The 22,278-nt window shown below is 63.7% G+C and carries 21 protein-coding genes; 7 read left to right on the forward strand and 14 right to left on the reverse strand.

Going from position 1 to position 22,278, the window contains the following annotated elements; all coding sequences use genetic code 11:
* Positions 1-53 precede the first annotated feature (53 nt).
* The 8 genes from PY254_RS03140 to PY254_RS03175 all read right to left on the reverse strand — a co-directional run bounded on the left by PY254_RS03140 (position 54) and on the right by PY254_RS03175 (position 7,423).
* Positions 54-599, reverse strand: a complete 546-nt coding sequence (locus tag PY254_RS03140) for a lipocalin family protein (protein ID WP_281014021.1) — start codon at positions 597-599, stop codon at positions 54-56.
* 39 nt (positions 600-638) lie between these two features.
* The gene (locus PY254_RS03145; RefSeq protein ID WP_281015142.1) at positions 639-1,655 is read right to left on the reverse strand and encodes an SAM-dependent methyltransferase; all 1,017 of its coding nucleotides are present in this window, start codon (positions 1,653-1,655) and stop codon (positions 639-641) included.
* A 62-nt stretch (positions 1,656-1,717) separates the two neighbouring features.
* The gene (locus PY254_RS03150) at positions 1,718-2,500 is read right to left on the reverse strand and encodes a DUF1295 domain-containing protein (protein WP_281014022.1); all 783 of its coding nucleotides are present in this window, start codon (positions 2,498-2,500) and stop codon (positions 1,718-1,720) included.
* Positions 2,497-3,042, reverse strand: a complete 546-nt coding sequence (locus tag PY254_RS03155) for a DUF2878 domain-containing protein (RefSeq protein WP_281014023.1) — start codon at positions 3,040-3,042, stop codon at positions 2,497-2,499. Before PY254_RS03155 ends, PY254_RS03150 begins: the two co-directional genes overlap by 4 nt.
* Complete coding sequence (locus PY254_RS03160) at positions 3,039-4,316, reverse strand: SAM-dependent methyltransferase (protein ID WP_281014024.1); 1,278 nt, start codon at positions 4,314-4,316, stop codon at positions 3,039-3,041. The genes PY254_RS03155 and PY254_RS03160 overlap by 4 nt, the downstream gene beginning before the upstream one ends.
* A gap of 21 nt (positions 4,317-4,337) precedes the next feature.
* Positions 4,338-5,138 carry a DUF1365 domain-containing protein gene (locus tag PY254_RS03165; protein ID WP_281014025.1) on the reverse strand — a complete coding sequence of 267 codons (801 nt, stop codon included), beginning with the start codon at positions 5,136-5,138 and terminating at the stop codon, positions 4,338-4,340.
* On the reverse strand, positions 5,135-6,433 hold the full coding sequence (locus tag PY254_RS03170; RefSeq protein WP_281014026.1) for an NAD(P)/FAD-dependent oxidoreductase: 1,299 nt from the start codon (positions 6,431-6,433) through the stop codon (positions 5,135-5,137). The genes PY254_RS03165 and PY254_RS03170 overlap by 4 nt, the downstream gene beginning before the upstream one ends.
* Positions 6,434-6,436: 3 nt before the next feature.
* On the reverse strand, positions 6,437-7,423 hold the full coding sequence (locus PY254_RS03175) for an acyl-CoA desaturase (RefSeq protein ID WP_281014027.1): 987 nt from the start codon (positions 7,421-7,423) through the stop codon (positions 6,437-6,439).
* 450 nt (positions 7,424-7,873) lie between these two features.
* On the opposite strand from PY254_RS03175, the gene PY254_RS03180 reads away from it, so the two are divergent.
* Entirely contained in the window at positions 7,874-8,965 is a 1,092-nt protein-coding gene (locus PY254_RS03180; RefSeq protein ID WP_281014028.1) for a GGDEF domain-containing protein, read from the forward strand.
* A 62-nt stretch (positions 8,966-9,027) separates the two neighbouring features.
* Here PY254_RS03180 and PY254_RS03185 read toward each other — a convergent pair whose 3' ends face one another.
* Together PY254_RS03185 and PY254_RS03190 are read right to left on the reverse strand one after the other, a co-directional pair.
* Complete coding sequence (locus PY254_RS03185; protein ID WP_281014029.1) at positions 9,028-9,783, reverse strand: M90 family metallopeptidase; 756 nt, start codon at positions 9,781-9,783, stop codon at positions 9,028-9,030.
* A gap of 352 nt (positions 9,784-10,135) precedes the next feature.
* The gene (locus tag PY254_RS03190) at positions 10,136-11,293 is read right to left on the reverse strand and encodes a cytochrome C (RefSeq protein ID WP_281014030.1); all 1,158 of its coding nucleotides are present in this window, start codon (positions 11,291-11,293) and stop codon (positions 10,136-10,138) included.
* Positions 11,294-11,731: 438 nt separating this feature from the next.
* On the opposite strand from PY254_RS03190, the gene PY254_RS03195 reads away from it, so the two are divergent.
* A complete protein-coding gene (locus tag PY254_RS03195) occupies positions 11,732-12,220 on the forward strand; it encodes a TspO/MBR family protein (protein WP_281014031.1) in 489 nt (162 codons plus the stop codon).
* A gap of 58 nt (positions 12,221-12,278) precedes the next feature.
* On the opposite strand, the gene PY254_RS03200 is transcribed toward PY254_RS03195, so the two are convergent.
* From PY254_RS03200 to PY254_RS03210, 3 genes are all read right to left on the reverse strand, one after another.
* Positions 12,279-12,635, reverse strand: a complete 357-nt coding sequence (locus PY254_RS03200) for an ArsR/SmtB family transcription factor (protein WP_281015143.1) — start codon at positions 12,633-12,635, stop codon at positions 12,279-12,281.
* 72 nt (positions 12,636-12,707) lie between these two features.
* A complete protein-coding gene (gene arsB / locus PY254_RS03205) occupies positions 12,708-13,781 on the reverse strand; it encodes an ACR3 family arsenite efflux transporter (protein WP_281014032.1) in 1,074 nt (357 codons plus the stop codon).
* Positions 13,778-14,287, reverse strand: a complete 510-nt coding sequence (locus PY254_RS03210) for an arsenate reductase ArsC (protein ID WP_281014033.1) — start codon at positions 14,285-14,287, stop codon at positions 13,778-13,780. The genes arsB and PY254_RS03210 overlap by 4 nt, the downstream gene beginning before the upstream one ends.
* A 76-nt stretch (positions 14,288-14,363) precedes the next feature.
* Here PY254_RS03210 and arsH point away from each other — a divergent pair, with 76 nt between their 5' ends.
* Entirely contained in the window at positions 14,364-15,098 is a 735-nt protein-coding gene (gene arsH / locus PY254_RS03215; protein ID WP_281014034.1) for an arsenical resistance protein ArsH, read from the forward strand.
* Positions 15,099-15,217: 119 nt separating this feature from the next.
* Here arsH and PY254_RS03220 read toward each other — a convergent pair whose 3' ends face one another.
* Entirely contained in the window at positions 15,218-16,114 is an 897-nt protein-coding gene (locus PY254_RS03220) for a LysR family transcriptional regulator (protein WP_281014035.1), read from the reverse strand.
* Between the two features lie 104 nt (positions 16,115-16,218).
* On the opposite strand from PY254_RS03220, the gene PY254_RS03225 reads away from it, so the two are divergent.
* From PY254_RS03225 to cysD, 4 genes are read left to right on the forward strand one after another with little or no spacing between them, the layout of a single operon-like run.
* The gene (locus PY254_RS03225) at positions 16,219-17,805 is read left to right on the forward strand and encodes an NADH-quinone oxidoreductase subunit L (RefSeq protein ID WP_281014036.1); all 1,587 of its coding nucleotides are present in this window, start codon (positions 16,219-16,221) and stop codon (positions 17,803-17,805) included.
* 13 nt (positions 17,806-17,818) lie between these two features.
* Complete coding sequence (locus PY254_RS03230) at positions 17,819-20,329, forward strand: YbcC family protein (protein WP_281014037.1); 2,511 nt, start codon at positions 17,819-17,821, stop codon at positions 20,327-20,329.
* Positions 20,326-21,339 (forward strand): L-threonylcarbamoyladenylate synthase, encoded by a 1,014-nt coding sequence (locus PY254_RS03235; protein WP_281014038.1) that lies wholly within the window; start codon positions 20,326-20,328, stop codon positions 21,337-21,339. Before PY254_RS03230 ends, PY254_RS03235 begins: the two co-directional genes overlap by 4 nt.
* Positions 21,336-22,262, forward strand: a complete 927-nt coding sequence (gene cysD, locus PY254_RS03240; protein ID WP_281014039.1) for a sulfate adenylyltransferase subunit CysD — start codon at positions 21,336-21,338, stop codon at positions 22,260-22,262. The genes PY254_RS03235 and cysD overlap by 4 nt, the downstream gene beginning before the upstream one ends.
* Positions 22,263-22,278 lie beyond the last annotated feature (16 nt).

Here is a 22,278-nt window from a genome sequence, read left to right on the forward strand (position 1 = left end):
CAATGGGTGGAGAAAGAACCATCCGAAAAGTCGTCAGGATCGTGCGGCGACCATCATTCCGACAACTGAGATGCCTGCTGCGGCACCTTGCGGATCTTGTCCAGCGGATAACCCAGCGCTTTTACCCGCTGCAGCAAGGCGTCGTAGTCAGCCTGCGGAATGGTCGGTGTTCTTGCCATCACCCAGGTGTAGTCGCGCGCATCGCGCGCCACGATTACCTGGCTGTAGTCATCCTTCAGATAGGCCACGATGTATTGCGCCCTCATCGGCCAGAACACCTGCACCCCCCATACCGCATTGCCGGTACCGTCCTTGACGATGCCGGTGGAATGGATGTCCTTCTTCTCGCCATCGAAACTGCCGTCGCGGAAGTGGAACGAGGTGGCCACGTCGCCATTGGGCTTGAGCGTGTAAACCTCGAGCGCGTTGTAAGCGGTCTTCTCGAAGCGGGTGGGAATGGTGGCGATCACGTACCAGTTGCCCATGAAACGGGGCAGGTCGACGTGCGCCACCGGCTTGATCGGTGGCAGGGTGCTGGCGCAGGCGCTGGCGTTCAGCAGAACGGCACAAGCCAGCAACAGGGTCTTGGAGATTTTCATGAGTGTTATCCGGCGAAAGTGGAAAGATTGGTGATCAGCTCAGGGCCGCACGAAGCGGTAGTGCGCCACCAGCCATTCCTGGCCATCGGCGTAACCGAACAGCTCGGCGCAGGACATCCAGAACATGCGCCAGCGCTGGAACCACAGCGGTGCGGCCTTGCTGCCATAGGCCAGCGTCAGCACCTTCATCACTTCGTCGCGGTGGGCATCCTGGTTGGCCAGCCAGTGATTGGCGGTACGCTGGTAATGCGTGCCGTCGACATGCCAGCGCTGTTCAATGTTCAGGGTCGACTGGAACCACAGCAGCGTGTCGGAAGCGGGCATCAAGCCGCCAGTGAAGAAGTGCCGGCCCATCCAGTTGTCGTCGCCGGCGGTCTCGAACGGATACATCGCGGTCTTGTGCGCGAAGATGTGCACGAACAATTTTCCGCCCGGTCGCAACCAGCCACCGATGCGCTTCAGCAGCACGTCGTAGTTGCGCATGTGCTCGAACATCTCGATCGATACACAGCGATCGAACTGGCCCGCGTCCAGTTCCAGTTGATTCACGTCGCAGGTGACCACGCGCACGTTGAACAGGCCGCGCCGCAGACATTCCTTCTCGATGTGTTTGCGCTGTGGCCGGGAGTTGGATACCGCCATGATGCGCGCGTTTGGATAGCGTTCGGCCATCCACAACGTCAGCGAACCCCAGCCACAACCCAGCTCGAGAATCTGCTGACCGTCGGCCAGTTCGGCGCGTTCGCCATACAGCGCCAACATCGCCTCCTCGGCCTGGTTCAGCGACTCGTCGCCGCGCGGGTAGTAACAGCCGGAATACTTCAGCCGCTTGCCCAGGCACAGTTCGAAGAACGCCGGCGGCAGTTCGTAGTGCTGCGCATTCGCCGCGTCGGTATGGATCGCCACCGGGCTGTGTCGCAACATGGTGATGCGTTCGGCATAACGCTCGGCTTGCGCGTCAAGCCCACCGGCCTGTTCCTCGCGCAGGCGCTGCGCGCACAAGCGGCGAATACCCTGGCGCAACAACGCATCGGGAATGTGGCCGCGCTCGGCCATGCCCAGCAGGCCCGTCGCCGGGCGCTCAATAGGCAATTCAGTGGAAGCGGGGGCGGCGGTGTTCATCGTTCGGACCTCTTGGGAAACCAGGGAATCAGCATCGAGGTGGTGCGCTGGTATTCGCGGTAGTCGTCGCCGCGGCTGCGCAGCGCTTGTGCCTCGGTATAGGGCACGCCGCTGATCCAGCGCAGAAATACATACATCACGATCGGCCCGGACCACGCCAGCCAACTGATCGGCGAGCCGATGGCCAAAGCGACATAGGCGAACCAGTGCAGCCACTCGAAGAAGTAGTTCGGGTGGCGCGAGTAGTGCCACAGACCCCGGCGGCAGGTTTGCCCCTTGTTCGCGGGGTCGACGCGGAAGTGCGCCAGTTGCGCGTCCGCAATCGACTCGCCGATCACGCTGAGCAACCAGATCGCTGCAGCTGCCGGAAGCCACCGACTCGATGACTGCGGGTTGCTTGCGACGGCTGCAAACGGCAGCGCGAACAACACGATCAGCAAGGCCTGAAACTGGAAAAAAGCGAAGAATTTCCACTGCGCGCCCTGCCAGTGCGCGCGCAGGTTTTGATAGCGACCATCCTCCGCTTCGCCGCGCACGCGCTTCCACAGATGCAGCGCCAGTCGCGCGCCCCAGGCGCCACCCAGTACAGCCAGCGTCACGCGGGTCCAGGCCGCGCCACTGCCGGTGAGCGCCAGCAGCACGGCGCTGCCGCCGAGACCGGCCGCCCACAACGCGTCGACGATGCCCGCATTGCTGCGCTTGCGCTGCCACTGCCAGCCCAGCGTCATCATCAACGCGGCCAGCAGCCACACGATCAGCAGTTGCCACCACGGGTTCATGCGGATGCTCCTGTTGACGCCCGCGTTGACCACGCGTTGCTGCGTCGCGCCAGCCATGCCAGCGCGGGTGTGGCCAATGCCCAGCCGATCGCCAGCACCAGCAGCGCCCGCCATGTCGGGTCGGCAAAGCTCACTACCTGCCAGCCACGCGCCGCGCCGAGGTAGGCCAGTGGCCCGCCGAGCAAACCCAGCAGTGCCGCCAGCACCAGCCGGCTCTGCAGATAGCGCAGCGATTGGCTGAAGGTCAGCGCAAAGGTCACCCACAGCGCGAGAATCCAGCCCGGTGCCAGCGCCAGACCCGGCCAACCGGCGGCATAGTTAGCCAGTCCGCTGCGGATCAGCGTGCCGTCGAGCAGGAAGCCGAACACCAGCGCGGCGGCGATCAGGCTGAGGTCGGTGCGCCAGTTGCGTGCGCACGTCAGCTGCACCAGCGCATACACCAGCATGGCGAGAACACCCGGCCACGCAACGCCGTGACCGGCACCGATCACCGCGGTAAACCACACCGCCTGATAACCGATCAGGCTGAGCCAGAAGCTCACGCGTGCAACTCCGGCAGCAGTGCAGCACGACGGTTGTCCGGCTTGGCCATCAGCAAGTGCGCCACGCCGATCGAGCGTTCGCGGAAGCCACCTTCGCAATAAGCCAGATAGAACTCCCACATGCGCACGAAGCGCTCGTCGAAACCCTGCGCGCGCACGTCGGCCAGCTTGGCCATGAAGCGCTCGCGCCAGGCCTTCAAGGTCAGCGCATAGGAACTGCCGAAGTCTTCCAGTTGGGTCAGCGCCAGATCACTGGCGCGGGTTTTGGCGACCAGCAACGCGTTGATCGACGGGATGAAGCTACCGGGAAACACATGGCGCTTGATGAAGTCGACCGACTTCAGCGCCTGCGCATAACGGTGGTCTTCAATCGTGATCGCCTGCACCAGCGCCAGCCCATCGGGTTTCAACAGGCTGCCAAGCTTTTGAAAATAGACGTCCAGATACGGCGCGCCGATCGCCTCGACCATCTCGATCGACACCAGTTTGTCGTACTGGCCATCGAGGTCGCGATAGTCCTCCAGCAGCAACTCGACGTGTGCGCGCATACCGGCTTCGGCGACGCGCGCGCTGGCCAGTGCATGCTGCTCGCGCGAAATCGTGGTGGTGGTGACATGACAGCCATAGTGCTGCGCCGCGTACAAAGCGAAGCCGCCCCAGCCGGTGCCGATCTCGATGACCCGATCGGTGGGCTGCAAGTCGAGCTTGCGGCAGATGCGTTCCAGTTTGCGTTCGGAAGCGGTCTCCAGCGTGTCCGCCGGGTCGGTCCAGATCGCCGAGGAATACATCAAGTCCGGTGACAGGAACAGGCTGAAGAAGTCGTTGCCGAGATCGTAGTGCGCGGCGATATTGCGGCGGCTGCCGTCGCGGGTGTTCCGGCGCAGCGCGTGCCAGCCACGCATCGCCATGCCGCCAAGTCGGGCCAGCCCGCTTTCCATGCCGTCGAGCAGGTCGCGGTTGCGCACCAGCAACTGGATCAGGCCGACCAGATTGTCGCAATACCACTGGCCGTCCATATAGGACTCGCCCGCGCCGACGCTGCCGTTGCGTGCCACGGCGCGGTAAAAGTCCGGATCCAGCACGTGCAGATGAATCTGCAGATCGGAGTGCGCGCTCGCTGGCTCGCCCAGTTCGACGGTGCCGCACGCGTCCTGCAACACCAAGCGGCCGTGGCGCAGGCCGTGCATTTGATTCAGTAATTGCTGGCGCAGGAAGCGATCCAGTCCACCGAGGGTGACCGTGTCGTGCGACATATGCGTGGCGATCTCGTTCATGGCAAACCTCGGGGAGTCGTGTCAGTCGGCATCGCGTGAAGCTTTGGCGGGGTGGTCATGCACCGGGTTGCGCTTCAGCCACAGCCTCAGTGCCTGCCAATGGATGGCGCCGACAACCTGCAAGGTCATCAGCGGATAGCGCCACAGCACGCCGGCCAGCGATGCCGCCGTGAGCGGCCGGCGTTGCAGGTTCAGCGTGGCGTCGAACGCGCGCTGGCCTTCACGCAGCACATTCATGTGCACCATCAAGTCTTCGGCGGGCACGGTGAAGCGCCAGTCGTATTCGCAATCCATCGGCATGAACGGCGACACGTGGAAGGTCTTGGCGAAACTCCAGTGCAGCGCGCGGCCGTGGATGTGCGCGCGCTCGATCGGCAGCACGTAAGCGTGGCGTTCTTTCCACGGCGTATTGGTGATCTCGGCAACCACGGCCACCAGCGTCTGGCCATCTTCCGCAAAGCAGTAATAGAAGCTGACTGGATTGAACACCATGCCGAAATAGCGCAAGTGCGTCAGCAGATAGATCGGCCCGGTCGGTCGCCAGCCGGTGGCCTGCTCGACGCGTTGGCGCACCGCTTCGGCCAGCGGCAGGTCGGTCGGCCCCAGATAGTCGCTGCGGCGGAACTCGGCCACATTGCGACGGTGGGTCGACCACAGCCAGCGCTTGGCAAATACCTGCTCGACTTCATCCAGATCCAGGTACAACTGCGCCATGCGATAGCTGAAAGCGTGTGGATGGGGCGCATGCCGACGATGACGCACCACGCCCTCGTAGATGGCGCTGTTCAACTGCAGCTTCATGCTGGCCGGCTTGATGGTCATGTCGCCAGCTCTGCCTCACGTGCCGTCGCTGCCAGCAGCGGTTCGGTGCCCAGCGGCCAATGCACCCCAAGCGCGGCAGCCACATCGACCGCGCTGCGCATGCCGTCTTCGTGGAAACCCCAGCCCCAGTAAGCGCCGGCATACCACGTTCGACGCCAGCCCTGGATTTCCGCCTTGCGCGCCTGTGCCAGCACCGACGCCTGCGTATACACCGGGTGGTGATAGCTCATCCGTGCCAGCACCTTGGACGGGTCGATCGCCTCGCTGCGATTTAGCGTGACCACGAACGGCTCGGGCGACTCTATGCCTTGCAACAAGTTCATGCAGTAGCTGACCGTGCATGCCGCATCAGGATCGCGCGGCAACCATGCGTTCCACGCCGCCCACGCCTTGCGCTGGCGCGGCAATACACTGGCGTCCGTGTGCAGCACGGTTTCATTGGCCTGATAGGTCATTGCGCCGAGGATCGACTGCTCACGTCGGTTCGGGTCGCCCAGCAGGCGCAGTGCCTGATCACTGTGGCAAGCCAGCACCAATTGATCGAAATGCTCGATCCCGGCCGCGCTGTTCACTTCGACGCCGCCAGCGTGGCGCAGGATCGACTGCACTGGACAGTTCAATCGTTCGTGCACCGACCAGTTCGCGCGCAATGCCGCCACATAGGTCGAGGAACCGCCCTTCACCACGCGCCACTGCGGCCGATCGCTGAGCTGCAGCATCTGGTGATTGGCCATGAACTGCACCAGATAACGCGCCGGGAATTGCAGGATCTGCGTCGGCGGCGACGACCACAGCGCCGAGGCCATCGGAACCAGGTGCTCGTCGCGGAACGCGGCGCCATAGCCATGTTGCAAAAGATAGTCACCCAGGCTGGTCATGTCGTCGCGCGCCAGCAGCAGTGCCGGCGCCTCGCGATAGAACCGCGTGAGATCGCGCACCATGCCAAGAAAGCGCGGCGACAGCAGATTGCGGCGCTGGCAGAACAACGTATCCAGCGTGGCGGCGTTGTATTCCAGCCCACTCGCCTCGCTGTGCACCGAGAAGCTCATCGTGGTCGGCTGTGACGCCACGCCCAGCTGCGCGAACATTTGCGTCAGCAGCGGGTAGTGCTCCGGGTTGAGCACGATGAAGCCGCTGTCGATGCGATAGCGCTGGCCGGCCTGCTCCACGTCATGCGTGTGCGTATGCCCGCCGAAATAGCTGTTCGCCTCGAACAAGGTGACTTCGTGCTTGCGCGACAGCAGCCAGGCCGAAGCCAGCCCCGCGATACCCGATCCGACCACGGCAATCCGCATGGCTCAGGTCCTCGCCTTGGCCAGCACCCAGGCCGGCACCGGTTTCAGTCCACGCACCAGGCCCAGCATCGACATCAGTTTCAGCCCGTACCAGGTCAGGTCGACCTCATACCAGCGGAAACCCTGCCGGCTGGAACCGGGGAAGAAGTGGTGGTTGTTGTGCCAGCCTTCGCCGAACGTCAGCAGGGCGAGCCACAAATTGTTGCGGCTATCGTCTTTCGTTTCGTAACGACGCTTGCCGAAACGATGCGCCAGCGAATTGATCGTCACCGTGGCGTGGAACAGCACGATGGTGGAAACAAAGAAGCCCCACACCAGCATCTGTCCGCCGCTGGTGCCCAGCTGTGGCGCCACGTGTTGCAGCAACACGCCCAGCCCGTACATCGCAACGGCCAGCAGCACCGGCACGGCAATGTCGAAACGATCCAGCCAGCGCAGTTCCGGGTACTTGGCCAGATCCGGCACCCGCGCCAGGTCGGTGCGGAAATTGCGCGGGGTCAGAAACCAGCCGACGTGGCTCCACACAAAACCGAATACCCTCGGCGAGTGCGGATCGCTGGGGGTGTCCGCATGCCGATGATGATGCCGATGATGCGCCGCCCACCACAGCGGCCCGCGCTGCACGCACGATGCGCCGATGGTGGCAAACACAAACTGCACCACGCGCGAAGTCTGGAAGGTGCGGTGCGAAAAATAGCGGTGATAGAAACCGGTGATCGCAAACATGCGCAAGGCGTAAAGTGCTGCCGCCACGATCAGGGCAATCGGCGACACGCCGACCCAGATCACCGCCAGACATGCCAGATGCATCGCGAGGAACGGTGCGGCGCGCAGCCAGTCGATGCGGTCCTCACGGCTTTCATCCACCACCACGGCTGCACTGGTATCAAACCAGCGGCGCAACGTGCGGCCCAGCCACGAGCGGCCGCCACTGGCCGGGGCGGCAAGCGGCGCGGATTGCGCGCTGGAGATGGCGGGTGGTTGAGGCATGCGGCGTACCTGTCGATGGTTCGTAGAAGCGGGGTGTCACTGACAGATACGGGAGTTCGGGTGTAGCGGATGCATTCGGCGCCGTGGAGTGGCGAATGATTTATCCGACCGCGAGTGCGGCGGACCGCCTTGCTTTGGCGGGTATTGCAGCAGGGCTGTCCCGGCGCCACGGTCGAAAAGCGTGCGCGCCGCTGCAGCACGCCGTTGATCCAGGTTCTTCACTTTTTCAACAACCATCCGCTGGCAGACTCAGCGCGTCGCCGACGGCATCGTGCAGGCCGAGCGTGCGTTGGCAGACGTGGCGATGAGCGGGCTGGCACCGTGGACCGACAGTATTGCAGCGATGCACACGCTCCAGATTTCCGTGCGACGGCCGAAAAAGTGGCCTGGGGGTGCACCACTGGAACCGGGTTGGGGGCGACGTTGTTGAGAGTTACATTCAACCAGGTCATGGATGTCGTGCTCAGTCGCAGCCCGCAGCGCCGAGCCCGTCTTGTTCAGTGGACGATCGCCAGCGGCGTCTATGTTGGCGCCGCTACCTTGTTGATTACCGGCGTCGGACAGGGCTGGATGAACACGTCCGCGCTGATGCTGTGGCTGGCGTTCGTGTTCGCGGTGCTGGCAGCCGGTTATGCCGCACTGCGCAGTGGCTGGACCGAACGTTTTCGCGATCCGTCCGTGACGGTGTGGCAGCTTTCCATGGGGGTGCTGGCGGTCAACTGGGGCTACCTGATCTGTGGGCCGATGCGAACATCGGCACTGTTTCCAATCATGGTGATCTTTGCGTTTGGCGCTTTCACCCTGCGCTGGCGCCAGATCGCTTATCTGACGGTGCTGGCCGTGTCCAGCCTGATCGCGGCGGTAGTGCTGCGCTACATTTTTCCGTCCTGGGTTCCCGCCCGCGGGCAGGTGCCGCCGCTGCGCCTGGATATCAACAACGTGCTGATGCTGGTCGTGGTTTTGCCGGCACTGGCGGCTATCGCCGCACGCCTCTCGGGTATGCGACGGAAGCTGCGTAACCAGCGTGAGGCGCTTTCGCGCGCGCTGGCGGAGGTCGAGCGGTTGGCCGTCAGCGACGAACTGACGGGTATTGCGAATCGCCGCGCAACACGAGTCGTGCTGGAGCGGGAAGTGGCCATGTCATCCCGCGAAGGCATGCCGTTTTGCGTCGCCATTCTGGACATCGATCACTTCAAGCGCGTCAACGACACGCTGGGGCACGCCGCCGGGGATGACGTACTGAAGGCCTTCGCCAGGCATGCCAGCGCCCAGTTGCGCAGTTTCGATACGCTCGGGCGTTGGGGCGGTGAAGAATTTGTCCTGCTGATACACGGCAACAAGGAGTGCATCTGTCGGGTGATGGAACGTATTCGCCATGCGGTCGCAGACGCGTGCCTGGCTACCTGCCAGGTCACCTTTTCCGCCGGGGTTGCACAACATCGCCGCGACGAGACCGCAGAGCAGTTGCTGGCACGGGCGGACGCGGCCCTCTACGAGGCCAAGCATTCCGGCCGGAACCGTGATGTCATGGCTGACGCCTGACCCGGGTCAACGTGAAGCTTTCTCTTGAGCTTCCCGGCATGGCTGCCTGCGCGCGCTGCACCTCACAGCGGATGCTGCCGATAGAACTGCTCCAGCTGCCGATACACCTCTGGCAAGTTCTGGCGCAAGGCTGCCGGCGTATCGAAAAACTGCTCGCTGAGCACGGCGAAAAACTCGGCATGGCTTTCCAGCGCATACGGGTCGATCGGCAGGTCGATGCCACTGCGTTGCGTGTCCTTCAGCTGATTCCATGCGCTTGAAAACACTTTCGCCCACACCTGCCGATCCATGCGCCGGTGCAGCGGTGGATAGCCGTCGGCGTCGCCGTTGAGCATGTCGAGTTTGTGCGCCATCTCGTGGACTACCACGTTGTGACCGGGCCGCTGGCCGATGTTCTGCACGTCTTCCCACGACAGAATCACCGGCCCGCGGTTCCATGCCTCGCCGGCCATCAGGCTGTTGCTCTGGTGCACCACGCCTGCCGCATCGATCTTTTCGCGATGCGGCATGAAAGCCGCGGGATAGACAATGATGCTGTGCCAGCCGTCGTACCAGTCCATGTCCAATTTCAGGATCGGCAGACAGGCGTACGCGGCCAGCAGCACACGGTCGGCGTCGCTCAATTCAAGGCCTTGTGCCGGCTCCAGTGACTTGCGCTCCAGGAACAAGGTGGCCAGCACGCGCAGCGTGGCTTGGTCGGAAGCGCCGAGCCGTCGCGCGGCCGGGCAACGATACAGTGCTTCACGCCAAAGCGCTTCGGCGATCGGGCGGCGCGCGACAAGACGTCGTATGCGCCAGTTTCTGATTTTGTCGAACATGGGCACACTTCGAAAGGAGATAGACGGTCGCGCATCGCGATGCCAGGTTTGCCGCCCGTCGCGCCGGCTTGCGCGTGACGGGTGATGAGCGATTCACCGGCGAGCAAAGCCTTGGCTGCTGGCCGCGATCATGAGATGGAGATGGGGTGAGCGCGCATCTTTCACAATCCCGCTGAAGTCACGCAGGACGTTGGCTAAGCCCTCAGTCTCGACAAGGCTGCACGATGGACAGGCCTGGATCACTTCCATGCCGTTGTTGAGCGTGCCGGTCCCTGCTCGTTGCAAGCAGGTCGGTCACGTCTGCGCAATCACCACCCCCGGGTGATCGCTGGCCTGGCTGCGGCGAGGAGACTCAGATAGCCGTCCACACGTACAAGTACATCGTGTCATTGCCGCTGGCTTTGCGTCCGGCACCATCGACGTTATGTACCAGCCCACTGAAGCGGGTGTACACGGTGTATTGCAGACCCACGCGCAGGTTGGCCCAAGGTTGATGCCATGAGGTGGCCTCGCCGAACGGGTTGTAGTCCAGTTCAACAATGCCGCCTTGTGTATTGGGTGAACCCTGGTTGCCATAGAGGGTGAGGTCGCTGCTGCCGTTGTCGGCAAAAGCGGCGACGCTGGCGCCGTAGGTGTTGCGATACCAGTAGCTGCCCTTGATGTTCAACGACCGCAAGCTGTTGTGCAGGCTCGACGAGCCATCATCGGCATACGTTGCGTTGAGGGTTTGCTGTTCGTCGACATACAGCCCCGCCACGGTCACGGCGTGATCGCCCTTAGCGTATTGGTAGTTGGCGTCCAGCCCGATATCCCGGAAGTGATCCGACGGCCCGGCCTGCGCTATCGGATTGCCAGCGAGGTCGGCGCCAACCAGGCCGCGGCGCACGTCGAGGCCAAAGCCGCCGAGGGAGAACATGCCGGCTGGCAAATTCCAGGTGTAGTTCACGCGCAGATAGGGCGCGGCGCCGATCACCCGCCCGTCATAGCCCGCATTGACGTGGTTGGTGAAGGCAACCGAGAGCGAACGGTACACGCCCTCTTCGAAGTACCACTTGCCATCCAGCTGGGTATAGCCGCTGACACCGATCACCTGCCCAGCCAGACCACCGATGATGATCGGCTGCGCGGGCGCACCCGGGGCCAGATCTGGCGCCATGTACGGGAAGCTCCATGCCGGTGCGGTATTGAATACGTCGCTGACCGTGGGGTTGTTGTTGAGCGAGATGCCCCAGATACCCGAGTGGTTGCCGCGGGTGAAGGTGCGCGCGTAGCGCAAGTCGGCGTTGTCCCAACCGAGCACGCCGCCATTCTGGGAATACGTGGCTTGCGCGAAAATCCCGAGGTGATCGCTCAGCCGGCCGGCAAGAAACAGCGAGGCTTGCTGCAGTTCGACGTTGTTGTTGCTGCCGAAGCCGCTGGCGGGTGGTGAGGTCTGCGCTTTCTGCGTATGCGTGAAGGATTCCACCAGCATTGCCGAGAGTGGCACGTTGGTGTCATCGCCTACTTTCATGGTGTATCCCATCAGTTTGAACTGACGTCCGAAAGCAGTCAGTTCCGGTCCGAATCCACCCACGTGGCATGCGGTGCATGGCTGTTGCGTCTGACGCGCGTAGGAAGGTATCGCCAAGGCTGTCCCGGAAAGCGCCAGCAGGCTGATCAGCGTCAGCAGGCGTAACCATGGTGATAAACGAATTGCAGGTGCGTTGCTGCCCGCGATATACGTCACCATGTTGGCACCCTCGGCTCCCGAGATGGGAGCTGGCTACAGTAGGCACACGGTAGGGGAAAAGCGCGTGAGGGTTGTTTATCGTAGTCAACAGCACGGTGAAAAGCAGCTATCGCGGCCCTCACGTCGATGATGTGCCCCTTTCTGGAGGGCCGCCCGCACGTCGGCAGATCCAGCGCCCCACGTTCAACGTATCGATAGTGATCAGTCAAGGAGACCAGCATGTCGCACGCGAAACAAATCACTGGATTGATCGGCTGGCTCGTGTTGAGCTTCATCGCCGCTGCCATCGGCGCATTCGCCTCGGTGCAGGCGGCCTCGTTCTACCAGCAGATGGTCCAGCCCTCGTGGGCACCACCGTCATCGGTTTTCGGCCCGGTATGGTCATTGCTGTACGCGTTGATGGGCGTGGCTGCGTGGCTGGTCTGGCGTGAAGGCGGCTGGCGTCGTCAGCGTGGCGTGCTTGCGCTGTTCATTGTCCAGTTGGCGCTGAATGCTTTGTGGAGCTGGTTGTTCTTCGCCTGGCATCGCGGCGCGCTGGCGTTCGGCGACATTGTGTTGTTGTGGCTGCTGATCGCGGCAACCCTGGTGGGCTTCTGGCGCGTGCGGCCGCTGGCCGGAGCGCTGCTGTTGCCGTATCTGTGCTGGGTGAGTTTTGCCTCCGCGCTGAATTACGCCGTGTGGCATTTGAATCCGCAGATCCTGGGTTGAGAAACGTCGCCTGCCTGCGGCGCATCAGGGCAGCCAGGCACGCCGATCATGGTTTGACTCAGGCCGAGTGCTTCTTCGGCGCTTTAGCGCGCGCTGACTTCTTCGCGGGAGCCGGCTTGCACGACTTGCCGCTGGCGCTACAGCAGTTCGCGGTGAGGTAATCCATCAAGTTGGCCATCGTAGCCATGACCGGCGAGTAATAGATGAAGCGGCCGTCCTGTCGACTGGTGATCAAACCGGCGTGAACCAGTTCTTTCAGGTGGAACGACAGGGTGGCGTTGGCCAGCCCCAGGGCTTCGGCAATCGCGCTGGCCGCCAGGCCTTCGGGTGCGTGTTCTACCAGCAGGCGATAGACGGCCAATCGCGATTCCTGGGCGAGCGCGGACAGCACCGCGATCGCTTGTTTGGTCTGCATGATCAAGTTGGCCATTTCACGATGATCTCTGGTGAATCAGTACCAATGCCGCTTTCGGCGGCGGAGACGGCGTCAGCGCTGTGGCGCTTCGTACCACTGCTTGCTGCGGTTGACGATACGCACTACCGAGAGCATTACCGGCACTTCGATCAGCACGCCGACCACGGTGGCCAGAGCGGCGCCCGAATGCACACCGAACAGACCCACGGCGGTCGCCACCGCCAACTCGAAGAAGTTGCTGGCGCCGATCAGTGCCGAAGGACCGGCCACGCAGTGCGCCACGCCGAAGTGGCGATTAAGCCAGTACGCCAGCCCGGAGTTGAAATACACCTGGATGATGATCGGTACAGCCAGCATCGCGATGACCGCTGGTTGCGCCACGATCTGCTTGCCCTGGAAGCCGAACAGCAGCACCAACGTGGCCAATAGTGCGCCCAGCGACAGCGGACCGAGCTTTTGCAGCCATGCCTGCAATTGCGCGTGGCCGCCGCGCGAAAGCAACTGGCGGCGCAGCAGTACGCTGATCGCCACCGGCACCACGATGTAAAGCAACACCGACAGCAGCAGCGTGTCCCATGGCACGCTGATGGAGGAGATGCCCAGCAACAGCGCCACGATCGGCGCGAACGCCACCACCATGATGGCGTCGTTCAAGGCGACCTGACTCAGCGTGAAGTTCGCATCGCCGTGGCACAGGTGGCTCCACACGAACACCATCGCCGTGCACGGTGCGGCGGCGAGCAGGATCAGCCCGGCGATGTAGGAGTCGAGCTGGTCGGCGGGGAGGTAGCCGGCGAACACATGGCGGATGAAGAGCCAGCCCAGCAAGGCCATCGAAAACGGTTTCACCGCCCAGTTGACGAACAGGGTGACGCCGATGCCTTTCCACTGTCGGCGCAAATCACCCAGCGCGCTGAAGTCGATCTTCAGCAGCATCGGGATGATCATCAGCCAGATCAGCGCGGCCACCGGCAGGTTCACTTGCGCGAGTTGCAGCTTGCCCAGTGCTTCGAAGCTTCCGGGAAGCAGCTGACCCAGCACGGTGCCAGCCACGATACACAGCAGCACCCAGAGGGTGAGGTAGCGTTCGAAGAAGCTGATCCCGCTGAGGGAAGTCGCCGACGTTGCTGTGGGGAGCTGACTCATGCGTTCTCCCCGTCGTTGCCGGTGATCATGGCGATCTGATCCAGCGCTTCCTGCAACGCATTGCGTGGCATCGTTTCCACTGGCAGCTGCAGCAGCGCCGTGATGCGACGCACGATCAGCGCGTGTGCCTGACGAAACGCCTCGGTCAGAGCACGGTCACCCTGCGCCGCTGCCGGATCGGGCAAGCCCCAGTGAGCTTTGACGAAGTCGCCGAACAGCACGGGGCAGGCCTCGTTCGCGGCGTTGTCGCAAACGGTGATCACGATATCCAGAGGCGGCGCACCTGCGTCGGCAAAGCGGTCCCATGATTTGCTGGCGAAGCCCTCGCCGGGCATGCCGGTGGACTTGAGTTGTTCGAGCGCATGCAGATTGACCCGGCCGGTCGGTTTGCTGCCGGCGCTGAAGGCTTCGAAGCGGCCTTTGCCCAAATGGTTGAGCGTCGCTTCGGACAGGATGCTGCGGGCGGAGTTGCCGGTGCAGATAAACAGAACGCGGCAGGGGTACATGTCAGCCTCGGATTGAATTCTATATTTCCATTATTATAGAATCGTTTGATCAACACAATGCCGGACCGTAAACTCCATGATGCAGAACCTGCCCAACATAGATCCCGCTGTGCTGCAGACGCCCAGCGTGGAACGGCTCGGTTTGCCGGCGGATTCCCGCCATCCGCCACGCATCCTGATCCTGTACGGCTCGCTGCGGCCGCAGTCCTTCAGTCGCAAGCTGGCGCTGGAGGCTGAACGCCTGTTGCGCCAGTTCGGTGCCGAGACGCGCGTGTTCGATCCGCATGAATTGCCGCTACTGGATAGCGTGCCGGCCAGTCACGCCAAGGTGCAGGAACTGCGTGCGCTGTCGCTATGGTCCGAAGGACAGGTGTGGGTCAGTCCCGAGCGGCACGGCGCGGTGACCGCCGTGTTCAAGAACCAGATCGACTGGTTGCCGCTGGAAGACGGCAGCGTACGACCGACCCAGGGCCGCACGCTGGCGGTGATGCAGGTCTGTGGTGGGTCGCAGTCCTTCAACGTGGTGAACAGCCTGCGACTGCTCGGCCGCTGGATGCGCATGGTGACCATTCCGAATCAGTCATCAGTGGCCAAGGCGTGGCAGGAATTCGATGACGCGGGCCGGATGAAACCTTCGCCGTACTACGACCGCGTGGTCGACGTGATGGAGGAGTTGTTCAAATTCACCCTGCTGGTGCGCGACCGCAGCGACTATCTGGTCGATCGCTACAGCGAGCGCAAGGGTGCCGAAGCGGCGCGCGCCTTGACGGCGGCGGCTAGCGTGGCTGAAAGCACGCCGACCCCGGCGTAAGTTCTGCTCACGGCCACGGCCATAGTGACGGCTGCAGCCTGCGCCTCGCCGCATGTCAGCAGGACGGGGCCGTCGATGGTGGTCGCGGCCGCATGGCAGAGACGCCGCCTAGCGGCAAATCACTCCAGCCATTCACCTGCTGCATCTGGTTCCAACAACGCGCGCAATAGCGGGTTGGGAAAGCGTCGCTTCAGGGTGACTGCGAAGAAGGTCTCGCTCAGTTGCGGCAATTGGTGGACTTCCACCAGCAGTCCGCTGGCGAGCTCATCCTTGACCACGATCGGCGGTACCACAGCCACGCCGATGTCTTCGCGCGCGAGCAGTCGCATCATCGCCATGTCGTCCACTTCCGCAGCCACACGTACGCGCAGTCCCATCCGGTCGATCAGCGCATCGAAGCCAATACGCACGCTGCTTTCCATGGTCGGCAAGACCAGCGGTTCGCGCGTCAGCAAGCTGGCCAGCGTGCCACCCTTGCCGATGCGCGCGGGCGTACCGATCAGACTGACTGGCTGCTCGGCAATCGGGTGGGATATCCACGGAGTGGCGGCATCGCGCGGCGGCGCCACGTTGACCAGCACCACGTCGAGCCGGTGTGCTTCGAGACTTTGCAGCAGGTAGGCGGTGGTGCCGGAACGCACGATCACTTCCACGTTCTCGCGTGACAGCAGTGGTCGCAGGAAGCCGATCTGGAAATTTCGTGACAGCGTGGCCAGCGCACCTACGCGGAGGATGGATCGGCGCTCTTCGCGCCGACCGTTCAACGTTGCCAGCAACTCCGCGCCGCCGGCAAAAATGGTCTCCGCGTGGTCGAACGCGATGCGGCCCGCTTCGGTCAATAGCAGCTGTCGTCCGGTTCGCTCGAACAAGTCGTGCCCCAGTTGCGTCTCCAGCTTCTTGATCTGGATCGAAAGCGCAGACTGCGACACCAGCAGCTTCTCAGCGGTACGCGTGAGATTGCCCTCGCGCGCCACGGCCCAGAAATAACGCAGGTGGTTGTAGTTGAGACCGGCCATGCAGCATTCTATTTCATGTATGGATAAGTTTCATACAATGAATTTTATAGAATGATTACTCTGGCGTACCTTCTCCGCGGATCACTTGACCCACGGAGAACCCGATGCCATCCACGCTTGCCACCCTGGTGCTGCTCGCCCCGGCAGGATTGTTGCTAGCCGCGCTGCTGCCACTGGGTTCGCCGCGCCGGCAGCCGATATGGCGGCTGCGCATCAGTCGTCTGGCAACGTTGTCTGCGCTGTTGCTGGCGATCCTCGCCACGGCGCTGACGGCCGGTGTCGGGGCGATGACCAGCCCGCTGCTGGGGCTTGCCGGCATCGGCCTGTCGGTTCGGCTCGACGCGATCAGCTGCAGCATGTTTCTGCTGGTCGCCTTTGTCGGCGTGATCGTGGTGCAGTACAGCCGCAACTACCTGGACGGCGATCCGCGGCAAAGTGAATTCATGACGGGGCTCTGCCTGACCCTGGCCGCGGTGATGCTGGTGGTCGTGGCCGGCAACCTGAGTCAATTGGTGCTGGCGTGGATGGCCACCAGCTTGTCGCTGCATCGGCTGCTGGTGTTCTATCGCGAGCGCCAGCCGGCACGCATCGCGGCACGCAAAAAATTCATGGTCGCGCGGCTCGGCGATGCGTGTCTGATCGGTGCCAGCGTGCTGCTGGTCGGCACGTTCGGCAGCAGCGATATCGCGACGATTCTGGCGCGCGCGCAGAGTCTTTCACCGACTACGACGCCGGGCTTGCTGCAGCTGGCTGCCTTGTTGATCGGTATTGCCGCCTTGCTGAAATCGGCGCAGTTTCCCAGCCATGGCTGGTTGCCCGAAGTGATGGACACACCTACCCCGGTATCCGCGCTGCTGCATGCGGGCATCATCAACGCCGGTGGCTTCCTGATGATTCGCTTTGCCGACGTCATGCTGCTGTCGGCACCGACGCTGCACTTCATCGCGCTGATCGGCGGGTTCACTGCGCTGTTCGGCGGCGTCGTCATGCTGACCCAGACCAGCGTGAAAGGCTCGCTGGCCTGGTCAACCGTGGCGCAGATGGGTTTCATGACCTTGCAGTGTGGCCTCGGCGCGTTCGCCATTGCGCTGCTGCATCTGGTCACGCACTCGCTGTACAAGGCACACGCCTTCCTCTCCTCGGGCAGTGTGGTCGAGCTGCAGGCGATCCCCCGCCACCACCAGCCGCGCGTATGGCCGGTGGTGTGGAGCCTGCTGCTGGCACTGGGCATGTACGGCCTGCTGGGCTGGCTGTTTGGCGTGTTTGCCCGCGACGAGGCGGCGGTGCTGACGTTGGGTGCGATCCTGGTGATGGGCGTCAGCATGCTGATGGCCCCGACGCTGCAGGGAACGCGCAGCACCAGCCTCGTCCTGCGCACCCTCGCTGCCGCGGGCGCCACCACGATCATCTATTTCGTACTGGAAACCGCGGTGACCCGGCTGACCGCCACCTGCCTGCCGGCGATACCCGAAGCGGGTCCGGCAGGGCTGCTGATCATGGGGCTGGCGATCATCTCGTTCGCCACGGTGACCTTGTTGCAAAGCCTGGCGCCACGCTGGATCCATCGCCCGGCCTGGCGCGCCGCGCGCGTGCATCTGGCCAACGGGCTGTACGTCAACGCGTGGTTCAATCGCTGGATCGGTGCACTGCGCCAGCGCGAACCCCTCCGTCAGCCCACCCATGTCGCTTGAGGAGTCGTACCCGATGAATGCCACCGCCCTGAAGTTGCATGAAACAGACGCCACCGTGTTGCCGGCTCTGGCCCCTGCCGCGAACGTTGCGCGCGATGCTGCCGAGCGTGCCGGGCGCCGGCTGGCTCCGCTGTGGCCGCTGAAGCACTTTGTGGCAGTCAATCCGTTTCTCGGGCTGACTGATCACACCTTCGTCGATGCGGCACGCGTGATGGGTCAGGCAGCCGGCGCACAGATGACCATGCCGCGTGCGTTCTATCTCGATGCCATCGCCGAGGGCCGGATCAGCGAGCGCGACATTGCCGAGGCACTGCAACGTGCCGACGGCACCACGACATCACTGTACGACCTGGCCGCGTTTCGTCGCGAACTGCGCAGCGTACCCACGCCGGTGCCCGAGGCACACCCGACGGTGGCCGACGCCGCCAGCCGCGCGACCGGATACGACTGGGCTGAACTGGCAAGCGAACGCATTTCGCTGTGGGCAGCGAGCCACTTCGACGAAGGGCAGGCACCGTGGCTTTCGCCGTCGCGGCATCTGGGCCCGTATGCCGCCTGGCGACAGGACGCGCTGCTCGATCGTACGCCGCAGGTCATGGGGCTTGCCGGCTTTTGTCGCAGCGTCCAGGCGTTGCCAGAGACGGCCGAGGCGATGATCAGCGTGGGTGTCGCGCGTCTGCAGATCAGTGAGTCTGGCCTCACCGCCTACTTCCACCGCTTGCTGATGAGCGTGAGCGGATGGGCGGGCTATGCGCGTTACCGCGTCTGGCAGAGCGAATTGCGTCAGCGCAGCGACAACACCTTGCTGGAATTGCTGGCGGTGCGGTTGGCGTGGGATGTGGCCATTCTGGACGCCTTGCGTGGCGATGATGCGGTGGTTTCCGCGTGGCAGCAGGCGCGCCGGCAATATGACGTCACACCAACCGTCGATCGCGGCCTTGCACTGGATCACCTGTTGCAATCGGCCTACGAGATTGCCTGGCAACGTGGCTTCATCGCCACGCTGGGGCAGGCACGCGCGCCGATCACCACGCAGCGAAAAGCGGTGCAAGCGGCATTCTGCATCGACGTGCGATCCGAGGTGTTCCGGCGCGCGCTGGAGAGCGCGTCGCCCGACGTGGACACGATCGGCTTTGCCGGCTTCTTCGGCATGCCGATCGAGTTCGTGCCGCTGGGGCGCACACACGGTGGCGCGCAGTGCCCGGTCTTGCTGGCGCCAACGATCACCGTCCGTGAGCAAGTGAAGGCCGCTTCACCGCAACAGACCACCGATATCGTCGCTCTGCGGCAATTACGACTGCGCGGCGCGGCTGCCTGGCGCTGGTTCAAGCTGGCTGCCGTGTCCTCCTTCGCCTATGTCGAAGCGATGGGCTGGATCTATGCAGGCAAGCTGCTTACCGACAGTTTCGGTTTCACCCGGCCGGTGCCGCCGCCGAAGACCGACGGCCTGGACGCTGACGTAGCCGCCCGGCGGGTGCCCGGCATCGAGCCGGAGTTTCTCGGCAGCGTAGCGACGGGTCTGGCGCTGGATACCCGTGTGAAGCTCGCCGAAGGCGCCTTGAAGGCGATGTCGTTGCGCGCAGACTTCGCGCGGCTGGTGCTGTTTGCCGGACACGGCGCCAGCTCGATCAACAACCCGCATGCCAGCGGACTGGATTGTGGCGCCTGCGGGGGTCATTCCGGCGAAGCCAATGCGCGCGTGGCGGCTGCGGTACTCAACGACCCCCGTGTGCGTCGCGAGCTGGGGCGGCGAGGGATCACGATTCCGGCCGACACCTGGTTCATCGGCGCGCTGCACAACACCACCACCGATCAGCTGACCATCTTCGATCAGGACCAGTTGCCCGCAACCCACGCAGACGATCTGGCGCGTCTGCAAAGCTGGCTGGCAGCCGCCGGCGAGCGGGCCCGTCTGGAACGCGCCGGTTCGCTGAATCTGCGCCGTGGCCAATCCATTGATGACCAGATCATGGCGCGCAGCGCGGACTGGAGTCAGGTGCGTCCCGAATGGGGTTTGGCCGGCTGCGCCGCCTATATCGTGGCCCCGCGCCAGCGCACGGCTGGACTGGATCTGGCTGGCCGGGCCTTCCTCAACTCCTACGACTGGCAGCAAGACGAAGGTTTCGCGGTGCTGGAATCGATCATGACCGCACCGATGGTGGTGGGGGCGTGGATCAACCTGCAGTACTACGCTTCGGCCGTGGACAACCGCGTATTCGGCTGCGGCAACAAGGTGCTGCATAACGTGGTCGGCAAACTCGGCGTGCTCGAAGGCACCGGTGGCGACCTGCGCACCGGCTTGCCATGGCAGTCGGTGCATGACGGTGAACGACTGATTCACGAGCCGCTGCGCATGGCGGTTTTCATCGCCGCACCGGTTGCCGCGATCAACGCCATCATCGCCAAACACGAGTCCGTCCGTCAGCTGGTTGACCACGGTTGGGTGCACCTCTTCGCGCTGGCTGAAGCCTCGTTGCCGATGCAGCGCTACCGCGGCGCGCTGCAGTGGGAGAACGCGGCATGAGCGAGCCGGTCGGCGGGGCAGGCGAGCGTTCATCGGCAGCGGTCGCGGCTGAGGTCATGGACGCGGTGCGCGCGCTGCGTCGTGGCGGTTTGATCGGGCTACCCACCGAGACCGTCTATGGCTTGGGTGCGGATGCCAGCAATCCGCAGGCGGTTGCGCGGATCTTCGCGGCCAAGGAGCGGCCCGCCAACCATCCGCTGATTGTCCATCTGCACCGCCCTCGCCAGATGGCGGTATGGGCCCGCGCGGTGCCGCTGGCCGCGTGGGAACTGGCCGAGGCGTGCTGGCCCGGTCCCTTGACCTTGATCCTGCCGCGCAGTTCGATGGTCGCCGATGCGGTCACCGGTGGACTCGACACGGTGGCCCTGCGCGTTCCGGCGCATCCGCTGGCCTTGCAAGTGCTGGAGGAATTCGGCGGTGGCATCGCCGCGCCTTCGGCCAATCGGCACAAAAAGATCAGCCCCACTACCGCTCAGGACGTGCGCGACGAACTGGGTGACAAGGTTGATGTGCTGCTGGATGGTGGACCCTGCCGCGTAGGTATCGAGTCCACCATCGTCGACCTGTCCACGGGTACACTGCGCGTACTTCGACCCGGCGCGATCGCGGCGGCTGAGCTGCAGCAGATCACCGGGCTTGCGGTGGATCAAACGATCGAAGCGTCGCTGCGCTGCCCTGGCAGGATGGATCTGCACTATGCGCCGCAGGCCATGGTGCTACCGGTACCGCTCGAGCAAGTGCCGCACGAGCTGGCACAGCAGATGGCGCGCGGCGCGCGGGTAGGCGTGCTGTCGGCGCAGCGCGGACCGGCCTGGCCGGGGAATATCCCGTGGCTGCCGCTGGGCACGTCACCTGCCGAGCAGGCGCAGCAGTTGTATCAGCGCCTGCGCGAAGCGGATCGCATGCGGCTGGACGTACTGATCGTGGTTGCGCCGAGCGATGACGGACTGGGCTGTGCGCTGCGCGATCGCCTGTGGCGGGCGGCCGGCCGTGGCGCGGCGCCGGCGTGAACGCACCGACCCAGGCTACCCGCACGCTCGACCGCGAGCTTGAAGAGCTGGAGAACGAGGCGATCTTCATCCTGCGTGAAGCGATGAGCCAGGCACGCCGACCGGTGTTGCTGTTTTCGGGCGGCAAGGATTCCACCGTGCTTGCCCATCTGGCCGCGCGGGCTTTCTATCCGGCCCGGCCACCGATGCCGCTACTGCATGTTGACTCGACCTGGGAATTTCGCGAGGTATTGGCGTTCCGCGACCGCTTTGCGCGCGAGCATGGGTTTGAGTTGCGCGTGCATGCCAACGAACAGGGGCGTGCGGCCGGCATCAATCCGTTCGATCCCGGGGATACCTATACCAGCGTGATGCGCACGGAGTCACTGAAGCAGGCGCTGGACGTCGGCAACTATGACGTGGTGTTTGGCGGTGCCCGTCGGGATGAAGAGAAATCGCGCGCCAAGGAAAGGGTGTTCTCGGTGCGCGAGCGCGGGCACACGTGGAACCCGCGCCAACAGCGCGCGGAGTTATGGCGCCTGTACAACACGCAACTGGCCAACGGGCAGTCGCTGCGCGTCTTTCCGCTGTCGAACTGGACCGAGATGGATATCTGGCGCTATGCGGATCAGCGCGGTATCGCGCTGGCCTCGCTGTACTTTGCCGCGCCGCGCCCGGTACTGGAACGCGACGGCATGTTGCTGGTTGTCGACGACGCCGCGCGCATGCGCCTGCAGCCGGATGACGTGGTGATGACCCGCACAGTGCGTTTTCGCACATTGGGTTGCTGGCCGGTGACCGCGGCATTCGCGTCTGCAGCTACCGACCTGCAGGAGGTGGTGCGGGAGACCGCGCAGTCCAGAAACTCGGAACGCCAGGGTCGCATCGGCGACCGCGAGGGCGGCGGCAGTCTGGAGCGTCAAAAGCGCGAAGGCTATTTCTGATGGAGGCTCGTGTCGC

Source organism: Rhodanobacter sp. AS-Z3 (assembly GCF_029224025.1).
GTDB lineage: Bacteria > Pseudomonadota > Gammaproteobacteria > Xanthomonadales > Rhodanobacteraceae > Rhodanobacter.

Bases quoted from the DNA above. Each gene is read 5' to 3' on its own strand.
- PY254_RS03140 (WP_281014021.1), bottom strand. From the start codon at position 599: ATGAAAATCTCCAAGACCCTGTTGCTGGCTTGTGCCGTTCTGCTGAAC.
- PY254_RS03145 (WP_281015142.1), bottom strand. From the start codon at position 1,655: ATGGCCGAGCGCGGCCACATTCCCGATGCGTTGTTGCGCCAGGGTATT.
- PY254_RS03150 (WP_281014022.1), bottom strand. From the start codon at position 2,500: ATGAACCCGTGGTGGCAACTGCTGATCGTGTGGCTGCTGGCCGCGTTG.
- PY254_RS03160 (WP_281014024.1), bottom strand. From the start codon at position 4,316: ATGAACGAGATCGCCACGCATATGTCGCACGACACGGTCACCCTCGGT.
- PY254_RS03165 (WP_281014025.1), bottom strand. From the start codon at position 5,138: ATGACCATCAAGCCGGCCAGCATGAAGCTGCAGTTGAACAGCGCCATC.
- PY254_RS03170 (WP_281014026.1), bottom strand. From the start codon at position 6,433: ATGCGGATTGCCGTGGTCGGATCGGGTATCGCGGGGCTGGCTTCGGCC.
- PY254_RS03175 (WP_281014027.1), bottom strand. From the start codon at position 7,423: ATGCCTCAACCACCCGCCATCTCCAGCGCGCAATCCGCGCCGCTTGCC.
- PY254_RS03180 (WP_281014028.1), top strand. From the start codon at position 7,874: ATGGATGTCGTGCTCAGTCGCAGCCCGCAGCGCCGAGCCCGTCTTGTT.
- PY254_RS03185 (WP_281014029.1), bottom strand. From the start codon at position 9,783: ATGTTCGACAAAATCAGAAACTGGCGCATACGACGTCTTGTCGCGCGC.
- PY254_RS03190 (WP_281014030.1), bottom strand. From the start codon at position 11,293: ATGAAAGTAGGCGATGACACCAACGTGCCACTCTCGGCAATGCTGGTG.
- PY254_RS03195 (WP_281014031.1), top strand. From the start codon at position 11,732: ATGTCGCACGCGAAACAAATCACTGGATTGATCGGCTGGCTCGTGTTG.
- PY254_RS03200 (WP_281015143.1), bottom strand. From the start codon at position 12,635: ATGCAGACCAAACAAGCGATCGCGGTGCTGTCCGCGCTCGCCCAGGAA.
- arsB (WP_281014032.1), bottom strand. From the start codon at position 13,781: ATGAGTCAGCTCCCCACAGCAACGTCGGCGACTTCCCTCAGCGGGATC.
- PY254_RS03210 (WP_281014033.1), bottom strand. From the start codon at position 14,287: ATGTACCCCTGCCGCGTTCTGTTTATCTGCACCGGCAACTCCGCCCGC.
- arsH (WP_281014034.1), top strand. From the start codon at position 14,364: ATGATGCAGAACCTGCCCAACATAGATCCCGCTGTGCTGCAGACGCCC.
- PY254_RS03220 (WP_281014035.1), bottom strand. From the start codon at position 16,114: ATGGCCGGTCTCAACTACAACCACCTGCGTTATTTCTGGGCCGTGGCG.
- PY254_RS03225 (WP_281014036.1), top strand. From the start codon at position 16,219: ATGCCATCCACGCTTGCCACCCTGGTGCTGCTCGCCCCGGCAGGATTG.
- PY254_RS03230 (WP_281014037.1), top strand. From the start codon at position 17,819: ATGAATGCCACCGCCCTGAAGTTGCATGAAACAGACGCCACCGTGTTG.
- PY254_RS03235 (WP_281014038.1), top strand. From the start codon at position 20,326: ATGAGCGAGCCGGTCGGCGGGGCAGGCGAGCGTTCATCGGCAGCGGTC.